This window comes from Inquilinus sp., assembly GCF_039594555.1.
Taxonomy (GTDB): domain Bacteria; phylum Pseudomonadota; class Alphaproteobacteria; order DSM-16000; family Inquilinaceae; genus Inquilinus.
In genome coordinates, this window is sequence record NZ_JBCNNF010000286.1 from 1 (window position 1) to 9,104 (window position 9,104).

The window sequence follows — 9,104 nt, forward strand, 5'->3', positions numbered from 1 at the left end:
GCCGACCGCTTCACCCCGGTCGAGGACCAGCTGGCCTTCCTGGCGCGAGAGATCGGATCCGGCCGCGCCGACCCGGCGGACGGTACGGCGCTGGACCGGCTGATGACCGGCGCCCTGGCCGGCACGCCGCAGGTCCGCGTGCTGTCGCTGACCGCGCCCGACGGCACCATCCGCGGCGTCACCCAGGGCCCGCACGGCGCCTTCCCCTTCACCGACACGATCCACACCGACCAGGAGCGGCGCGAGATCGAGGCGGCGCGCGCCGGCGGCGACGATGCCGTCTGGGGCCCGGTCTACTACGTGGGGGCGGAGACGATGCGCACGTCGGTCGCCAATCTGAGCCGGCCGGTCCAGGCCGCGGGCGGCTTCGCCGGGGTGCTGCGGGCGACGATCACGGTCGACGCGCTGTCCGACCACCTGAAGACGATCGCCGAGGCCAATCCCGGCACCACCCCCTTCATCCTGTACGGCCGCGACCGCGTGCTGGCGCACCCGGCGATGGCGGCGCAGCGGCCGACGCTGTCGCCCGAGCACCCTCTGCCCGCCCTGGCCGAGATCGGCGACCCGTTCCTGGCGAGGCTGTGGACCGAGGCGAAGCGCGAGACGGTTGGGGGCATCGACCTGGAGGCGCGGGTGGCGCGCCTGGGCGGCGACGGCCGCGTCATCCTGACCCGCACGATCGAGGGCTATGCCCCGGCGCCGCTGATCGTCGGCGTCGAGGTGCCGGTGGCGGCGCTGGACAAGCCGACCGACGACCTGCTGCGCGCCGCCCTGGCGGGGCTGGCCGTGCTGGCCATCGCCATCGTGGTCGCGATCCTGGTCAGCCGCGCCATCGCCCGCCCGGTCGGCGCCATGGCGCGGGAGGTGCGCGCCGTCGGCTCGCTCGACTTCGCCGCGCTGCGCCCCCTGCCCGGCAGCCTGTTCTCCGAGCTGAACGAGCAGGCGCGCGCCTACAACACCATGCTGACCGGGCTGCGCTGGCTCGAGACCTATGTGCCGAAGGCGCTGGTGCGACGGCTGCTACGCAGTGGCGGCACGGTCGCCTCCACCGAGCGGGTGGTGACGGTGATGTTCACCGACATCGTCAGCTTCACCGCCGCGGCCGAGCGGATGCCGGCGGCCGAGGTGGCGGCGCTGCTGAACGCCCATTTCGACCTGCTGGGACGCTGCGTCGAGGCGGAGGGCGGCACCATCGACAAGTTCATCGGCGACTGCGTCATGGCCTTCTGGGGCGCGCCGGACGACCAGCCGGACCATGCCGACCGGGCCCTGCGCGCCGCCCGCGCCATCGCCGCGGCGGTGGCCGCCGACAATGCCGGGCGGCGCGGCCGGGGGCTGGATCCGCTGCGCCTGCGCATCGGCATCCACAGCGGCCGGGTGGTGGCCGGCAATATCGGCATGAGCGGCCGGTCGGGTTACACCATCGTCGGCGACGCGGTGAATCTCGGCAACCGGCTGGAGCAGTTGGGCAAGGCCGTGGCGCCGGCCGACGAGGTCGTGGTGCTGGCCAGCGGCGAGACAGTGGCGCTGGCGGCGGGCGAGCGGTCCGATCTCCGCCCTCTCGGCCCCCGTGTCGTGCCAGGCCGGTCGACCGAGATCGAGATCTTCCGGCTGGAACCCCTACCCGGCCGGCGGGAAGACCCCTGATGCTCGACCATGTCTCGATCACCGTCTTCGACCTCGCGGCGGCGGAGCGCTTCTACGACGCGGTGCTGGCGGCGCTCGGCGTCGCCAAGGTCGGCGCCGACGAGACCTGGATCGGCTATGGCGAGCGCTGCGACGCCGATCATCCGGAGCGCAGCTACCTGTCGATCCGCCTCGGCGCCCGGCCGGAGGACGCGCCGCGCCGGCACTGGTGCTTCAAGGCGCCGGACCGGGCGGCGGTGGACGCGTTCTGGCATGCCGGCCTGGCCCGGGGCGGCCGCGACGGCGGCGCCCCGGGCCTGCGGCTCGAGTACCACCCGAGCTACTACGCCGCCTTCCTGCTCGACCCCGACGGCAACCGCGTCGAGGCGGTGTGCCATCGGGCGGGGTGAGGGTGGCGCCCATTCCCTAACTATTGTTGATGAAATAGCACAGCAGGAGCGGAATATACGGCAGATGAATGGTTACGTCCGAGGCAGCTCCACCATTGATCTGATATTGTCCGCCTGCGGCATAGGTCGTTTGATGTCCGGGATAGGATGTGGTGTTTCCACCAAGGTTGACTGTCATAGACGGGATGCTGTGGCTGTGGGCGTGGGATGTGGCGGAAGGATCGGGAAGATCGATGTAGGTGCCAACTGTGCCACCTTGCGTCATCTGACCGTCGAGAGGGTTTCCGCCCTCCTGAATTCCGATCGGGAAATAGCCACTTGCCCCATTCACGATCCCAGTGTTCGTCGGACAGCCGGTGGTGCTGGAATAGTAGAATGTGATCCATGACGGTATCCCGGCCCCCTGAGCCGTGCCTGTCTGCTTCTGGCAGACCATCAATGCGATTGCGGGCACCACAGGATCCGAATTGTTGCTCAGCTCGGCATCCCACTGAATCGGGTTGTCCATCGCCTTATCGCTGCCGCCTGCGGCTGGCTGGCCCATTCCCAATGCTGGAGGCGTGAAGGTGGTGAAGACCGCCGAAGGATGTGTGTGCGGGGGGAACGGTTCGTTGACGTTCCAATTCGTGCTTCCGTTGTTTGCGGGCTGCGGGTCGCCGGGGCTCTGGGCTCCGATCCCCCCGTTCGTGGGGCTAGGGATCAGAAAATAGCCGCTGTCTGAATTCAGAAGGCCCCAGTTCGGTGGGCAACTTCCGCCAGTCGCAGTGGAGTCGAAATACGCGATCGCCCCCGTCGGCATGGTGTCAGTGACTCCGGACGCCGTGGCTACGCAGATGACGAACTGAATAAAGCCGTAACCGGTGGGGCTGGAGCCGCTTGTCAAGGCATATGGTCCGTTGTTTCCGGATTGGGCGTACGGGCCGGACTTGCCTTTACCACCATAGGATTGATGGCCATCGAGATGGCCGCTCGCCGATCCCGGGTGGCTGTGCATCGGCTGGGCCAGATCCCCAGAGAGAGCCTTGCCTTGAGTCTTCCCGAATTGGCTCGAATCGGTGGTTGCCAGGATCATGTAGCCGGCGGCCGCCTGATAGGCTGTCCAACCGCTCGGGCAACTGACCGTACCGCCGGCATTGGCAGACGCCGTGTAGTAGGCGATCATCCCTTCGGGGGCGCCATTGCTGCTGTTGGATTGTGCCTGGGCCATGGCCGTACCTGCGCCGAGGGGCGCCGCCGCGACGGCGACGGCGAGCAGCCCGGATATCAGTCGCAAGATGCGCATCGCTGAAGCCTCCATATGAGAATGGCGGGCCGCGCCCGGCCCTGCCGGGGGTCCGCGCCGCTAGTCGTAGCTGGCGAACAGATTGGTCATCATGCTGCCGGCATCGCCCGCGATGTCGAAGCAGGCCAGGGCCACGTAGGCGGTGGGGTACCCCAACTCCGGCCCGATCAGCTCGGGGAGATAGGCGAAGCTCTTGCCGAGGTTGGACACGCCCGACACCACCCCGGCCGCCATGTCCCATCCGGAATAGCTGTAGCCGCCGCTGTGGTGGGCCATGATAGGCGCGGTGGCGCAGCCCATCGCGACCTGGAACGCCCCGACGACGGTGCTGATCGCCGGGCCTGCCTTGTTCGTGAAGCGAAGCAGCTTGCCGGTGCCGCAGATGAACACCCAGTCGCAGCACAGGCCGACGACGGATGCAGAGAATGTGCCCCATTGCCAGCGCGCCGCCATCGACTTCGATGCTGGCGGCGCGAAATAGGGCGCACCAGTGGCGACCACGGCGGTGTTGAGGAGAGTGGTCAGCCCGCTGAGGAGGCCGACTAGGAGCTTGTTGTCCTTGTCGACGGCTCCCTTCTCCTGGATCGCGACATTGGCAATGTCGCAACCGACGTCGCAAAGGGCATAAAGAACGCTGCAGATTGCAGCCGCGATCGACAGGTATTCCTGGTCCTGCGGTCCCGTCAGCAGGTCCGCCGCCGACGCGGGTGCGGATGCGTCGAAGCCCGGCTGCCACGGCCACTGGACGGCCGGCGGATTGCCGCCATTGAAGGGTGCCGTCGTGCTGCTCGGGTTCAACACGTCGTAGATCACCACCGTGGGAATGGCGACCGCCAAGCACAGCATGTCCAGCAGCGTCATCGCGTGGCCCTTGGTGATCAGCTTGTAGAGGGCGGTGACGACAGGGACATCGATCGTATGGTTCATCTTCTCCGCGATGAACTGGGCCGCCGCGGCCAACTGGGCCAGCACCTTGTCGATGAAACACTGGATCAGGCTGATCACCAGTTCGATGAAGGCCGCGCAGGTATCGAGGAAAGTCACGATCAGGAAATCCATGAAGGAGCTGATCGAGTCGATCTGCTTTGCCAGCTCACCGATCTGCGTCCAGTCGTCCTCCAGAAGCTTTTGATTGGCCGAGAAGGCGCATTCGAAGGCCTGGAAGATCGCCTGCATCGCTGCATCGGCGCCGAGGACAGGGTCGGTCAGGGCCGAGGACGTAGATGACGGCGCCACCTGCAGGGACTTCGACCAGACATAGCTGGACTGGACCAAGTTCGCCTGCATCGTCGGCTGGATCTGCGATGTCGGTGCCGAGGACGAGGCCGTGGCCGAGCCGAAGGTGAGGTTCGGGTCGATACTGGTTTCGAGATTCTGAAAGAAGGTGCTGACGTCCGAGTTGATCGTGCTGAATTGAGCGTTGATCCAGTTGGCCGCCGCCGTCGCGTCGCCCTGCAGGCTGGTCACCAGCTGGTTGACGTAGGATTCGATCGCGTTCTTGACGTCAAGGATATTGTCCCAGTTGAACAGCAGCTTGATCAGGTCGATGAAGAGCTTGATCAGCTTGAAGGCATCCTCCGCCAGCTTGGCGATGAAGGCGATCATCGCCTCCAGCGCGTCGCGAATGTCCTCGATCGTGGTCAGCACGAAATGCTTGGTCGCGTTGAACAGCTTGACCACGATCTCGGCCGTGTCCTCGGCGATGTTGACGGCGATGTTCTCGACGTCGTGCCAGACGTTCTTGCAGAAGTTGGCGACGTCGCCCCAGACGTCGCCGATCACCGAATCCGCGGCGGAGCGGAAGCGCGCGAACTCCTCCTGCGTGACCTGCTGGCATGTCAGCTGGCTCTGGTTCACGCCGATCACCACGGTCCACGGCGCGGCGGCTTGCGCCGTGCTGCCCCCGCTGCCCGCCATGCTCACGGCGCAGCCGGAGAGCGAGGTCATGGTGCTGGCGAAGTTGGCGGCATCGCTGCTGCTGGTGCTGGCCGGCAGGATGCCGTTCTGGATCAGCCACGGCCCGGTGACCTGCAGCGACGCCTGGCCGTTGGCCTGGCCGGCGATGCGCTGGTGCACCTGCAGGTCGCCGCGGTACTGCTGCTGCGGCGCCGCGCCGAAGACCGTGCTGCTCAGGGTCAGCACCGGCGAGGCCAACCCGTTGGCGATGGTCGCGACCGTCACAGTGCCGAACGCGTCCGTGAGGACCGTCACCGCCTGGTCCGGCGAGGCGTGATAGGCGATCGAATTGATGATCACCACCTGCTGCGGGTTACACTTGACCTGGACCGAGGTGTGCGGCATCGGCACGCCGGTCGTGGAATCCACGAAGCTGAACTGCTGGGTGTAGGTCGCCGTCTCCGCGATCGGCTGCTGCGGCGGCGCCGGGGCCAGGATCGGCAGCTGGAACCAGCTGGCGGTGCCCAGGCTCTGGGCCAGGCGGGAGATCACCGTGCTCGGGCTGCACAGCAGCACCTCCGACCCGCCGTCCATGGCGATCGGCGCGGTCATGGCGATGACGTTGTTGCCCAGCAGCACCCAGGGGTTGGCGCCGGCGCCGGGCGGCTGCGTCACCGTCCACAGCTGGCTGGTGGTCGCATCGATGGCGAAGATCGCGAATGTGCCGCCGGCTTCCATGCCGGCGGAGACGCTCGATACCGAGACGGGCTGGTTGGTGCCCCCGGTCAGCGCCTGCGCCGTGGCGGCAGCCCCGCCGTTCAGGCCGTTGCCGCTGACCGCGTAGAGCTGCTGGTCTTGCTGCGACAGCAGCAGGAAGGTGGGCAGCGGGGTCACGCCGTTCGGCACCGGCACCACGCTGTCGACCTGCAGCGGCCCGGGGATGCTCAGCGGCTGCGGCGCCGAGGCCGGCCCGGACGGATTCAGCTGGCCGCCCTGCAGCGCGAGCGCTTGGAAGGTCGCCGTGGTGCCCGCCAGCATCAGCAGGACGAAAGCGTCCTTCTCCGCCCCGGGCAGCAGCACGATCTGGGCATCCGCCGGCGCCCCGAGATACTCGAGGCTGGCTTCGTAGATCAGCGTCAGGCCGAAGCCGTTCGGATCGACGCCCAGGACGATAACAACGGGGCCACCCTCGGTATTGGCGTAGCTGATGCCGTAGAGATAGCCGCGGCCCTCCGCGTCGACCACCAGGTTGGACTGGCCCATCTTCGCCAGCAGCTGCGTTGCCTGCGGCGAGATGCTGGCGCCCGCCCATTGCCCGTCGGCGGTCCATTGCATGCCGATCAGCTGGGAGCTGGTTCCGCTGCCGAATTCCGAGAAGACGTAGAGCACATCGCGCTGGTAGAACGGCATCAGCCGGCTCGGATTCTGCGGCAGCCCCGTCGTGGAATTGAACGGCGCGCCGAAGATGTCGCTAGGACTGTGCCCCCAGCCGGTCGGCGAGGTGGTGTCCGGGAACAGCCACATCAGGCCGTTGTTGGCATTCAGCGTCACCAGCTCGGTCGCCTTGCTGTGGCGTGGATGTTTCTGCACCGCCACGAAGCAGTTCTGCAGCGTATCAGCGATCAGGGGCTGCAGGGCCTGGTTGTAATCCTGAATCATGCTTTGCGCGTGCTGCACGGCAGCACTCGGGGTGGACGGCATGCGTACCTCCTGTCCTCAATAGCGGAGAGCCAGGTGACGGACTTTGCGGGTTCAGATGGCTCTACGGATTTGAAACAATTTTAGATATTCTCGATGGACTTCGCGGCTGTTCTGCAATCGGGCCGACAAATACGCAATCCATCATGCAGCGATACAATGCTGCATAAAATAGTATACAGATAGATCCAGATGTCTACCGTCGATGAGTCCAGATTCTTACCCGCCCCCTAAAGCCCCACCGCCCCCGGCGGGGCCAGTGACAGGCGGCGGGCGGCGGCCAGCAGGGTGTCCAGCAGGGCGCCCTGCCGCTCGGCCGGCGTGTCCAGCGGCGTGACCAGGCATACGGTCGCCGCCGCCCGACCATCGCGGTCGATCACCGGCGCCGCCAGGCAGCGGGTGAAGCGGTCGACCAGCTCCTGCGTCACGGCATAGCCGCGGGCCCTGGCGGCCTCAGTCTCGGCGACGAACTCCTCCGGGTCGATGCGCTCGCCCGACGGCAGGGTGAAATCCTCCGCCGGGATGAAGCCGGCGATGCCGGCGGCGTCGAGATGCGCCACCAGCAGCCGGCCCGACGCGGTCCAGGGGATCGGCAGCCGGATCCCGACCTCCGAGGTGATGCGGAAGGTACGGCGCCCGGGCTCGTTCAGCATCACCACGTACTTATCGCCGTCGAGCATGCAGAACTGCGCCGTCTCGCCGGTCTCGGTGGCCAGGCCCAGCACCTCGCGCCGCGCCCGGCTCAGCAGGTCGACGCCGGCGACATAGGTCTGGGCGTAATAGTGCACGGCGCGGCCGAAGAACACCGCTCCGCCCTCCCCCGCCGATTCCAGGATCCCGGCCGCGGTCAGCCGGCCGACGATCTCGTACAGGGTCGAGCGCGGCGCCCCGATCGCCTTCGCCAGCTCGCCCATCCGCACCGGCGCCCGGCGCGCCTGCAGATGCTCCAGAATCGCCACCGCCCGGTCGATCCCCCGCTCCCGGCTGCCCCGCTCTCGGCTGACTACCCCCGCCATGGTCGCCGCCCCTTCGCTGCGTTCGATTGCGTTTGCCCCAAGCCGAGCCTATCGTATCGTTTGTCCGACATACAAGACCATTGTCCGATATATCGGACAAAGAACATGGAGGCTGAGATGCGTATCGTGACCCGGACGCTGCTTTCGGTCAGCGCCGCCGCCCTGCTGCTGGGCACCGCCGGCGGCGCCCTGGCGGCCGACAAGCTCCAGGAGGTGCTGAGCCGCGGCAAGCTGATCGTCGGCACCGGCAGCACCAACCCGCCCTGGCATTTCAAGACCGAGCAGGGCGACCTGGCCGGCTTCGACATCGACATGGCGAAGATCATCGCCAAGGGCCTGTTCAACGACCCGAGCAAGGTCGAGTTCGTGGTCCAATCCTCCGACGCCCGCATCCCGAACCTGACCACCGACAAGGTCGACATCACCTGCCAGTTCATCACCGTAACGGCGGCGCGGGCGCAGCAGGTGAACTTCACCATCCCTTACTATCGCGAGGGCGTCGGCCTGCTGCTGATGAAGGACGGCCAGCGCAAGAGCTATGACGAGCTGAAGGCCGCCGGCAGCGGCGTCACCGTCGCGGTGCTGCAGAACGTCTATGCCGAGGACATGGTGCATGCCGCCCTGCCGCAGGCGGCGGTCGACCAGTATGAGAGCACCGACCTGATGTACGAAGCCCTGAACTCCGGCCGCGCCGACGCTGCCGCCACCGACATGTCGTCGCTGCGCTGGTTCATGAAGCAGAACCCGGACCGCTATGTCGACGCCGGCTATGGCTGGAACCCGCAGACCTATGCCTGCGCCGTGAAGAAGGGCGACCAGGACTGGCTGAACTTCGTCAACACCGCGCTGCACGAGGCGATGACCGGGGTCGAGTTCGACACCTACGCCGCCTCCTTCGAGCAGTGGTTCGGCCAGCGCCCGCCGGCCCCGGCCATCGGCTTCCCGACCGAGATGCGGTGAGGCTCTGACGACAGGGGCTGGCGCCAGCCCCCTCACCCTCCCGGCCCCGACGGGCCGGGCCCCTCCCTCTCCCCGAGGGAGAGGGAGTTTTCACCTCTCCTTGGGGAGAGGTCGAAATCGCAATGCGATTTCGGGTGAGGGGGTGGCTCCGGTCCCGCCATCGGCACCAACGGAGACGCGGGTGAACTACCAGTTCAATTTCGGCGTGGTCTGGGC

The 9,104-nt window shown here is 67.1% G+C and carries 6 protein-coding genes; 3 read left to right on the forward strand and 3 right to left on the reverse strand.

Annotated features, from left to right (window positions below; translation table 11 throughout):
- Both ABDW35_RS25360 and ABDW35_RS25365 read left to right on the forward strand, forming a co-directional pair.
- Positions 1-1,647, forward strand: a 1,647-nt coding sequence (locus tag ABDW35_RS25360; RefSeq protein WP_343716643.1) for an adenylate/guanylate cyclase domain-containing protein, incomplete at its 5' end; no start/stop codon positions are given.
- The gene (locus tag ABDW35_RS25365) at positions 1,647-2,036 is read left to right on the forward strand and encodes a VOC family protein (RefSeq protein ID WP_343716644.1); all 390 of its coding nucleotides are present in this window, start codon (positions 1,647-1,649) and stop codon (positions 2,034-2,036) included. The genes ABDW35_RS25360 and ABDW35_RS25365, both read left to right, overlap by 1 nt.
- A 16-nt stretch (positions 2,037-2,052) precedes the next feature.
- On the opposite strand, the gene ABDW35_RS25370 is transcribed toward ABDW35_RS25365, so the two are convergent.
- The 3 genes from ABDW35_RS25370 to ABDW35_RS25380 all read right to left on the reverse strand — a co-directional run bounded on the left by ABDW35_RS25370 (position 2,053) and on the right by ABDW35_RS25380 (position 7,928).
- Entirely contained in the window at positions 2,053-3,318 is a 1,266-nt protein-coding gene (locus tag ABDW35_RS25370) for a hypothetical protein (RefSeq protein WP_343716645.1), read from the reverse strand.
- Between the two features lie 60 nt (positions 3,319-3,378).
- A complete protein-coding gene (locus tag ABDW35_RS25375; RefSeq protein ID WP_343716646.1) occupies positions 3,379-6,915 on the reverse strand; it encodes a hypothetical protein in 3,537 nt (1,178 codons plus the stop codon).
- Between the two features lie 227 nt (positions 6,916-7,142).
- Entirely contained in the window at positions 7,143-7,928 is a 786-nt protein-coding gene (locus ABDW35_RS25380) for an IclR family transcriptional regulator (RefSeq protein WP_343716647.1), read from the reverse strand.
- Positions 7,929-8,045: 117 nt separating this feature from the next.
- Here ABDW35_RS25380 and ABDW35_RS25385 point away from each other — a divergent pair, with 117 nt between their 5' ends.
- Positions 8,046-8,888, forward strand: coding sequence for a transporter substrate-binding domain-containing protein (locus ABDW35_RS25385; RefSeq protein ID WP_343716648.1), 843 nt, complete (start codon positions 8,046-8,048; stop codon positions 8,886-8,888).
- The last annotated feature ends 216 nt before the right edge of the window (positions 8,889-9,104 follow it).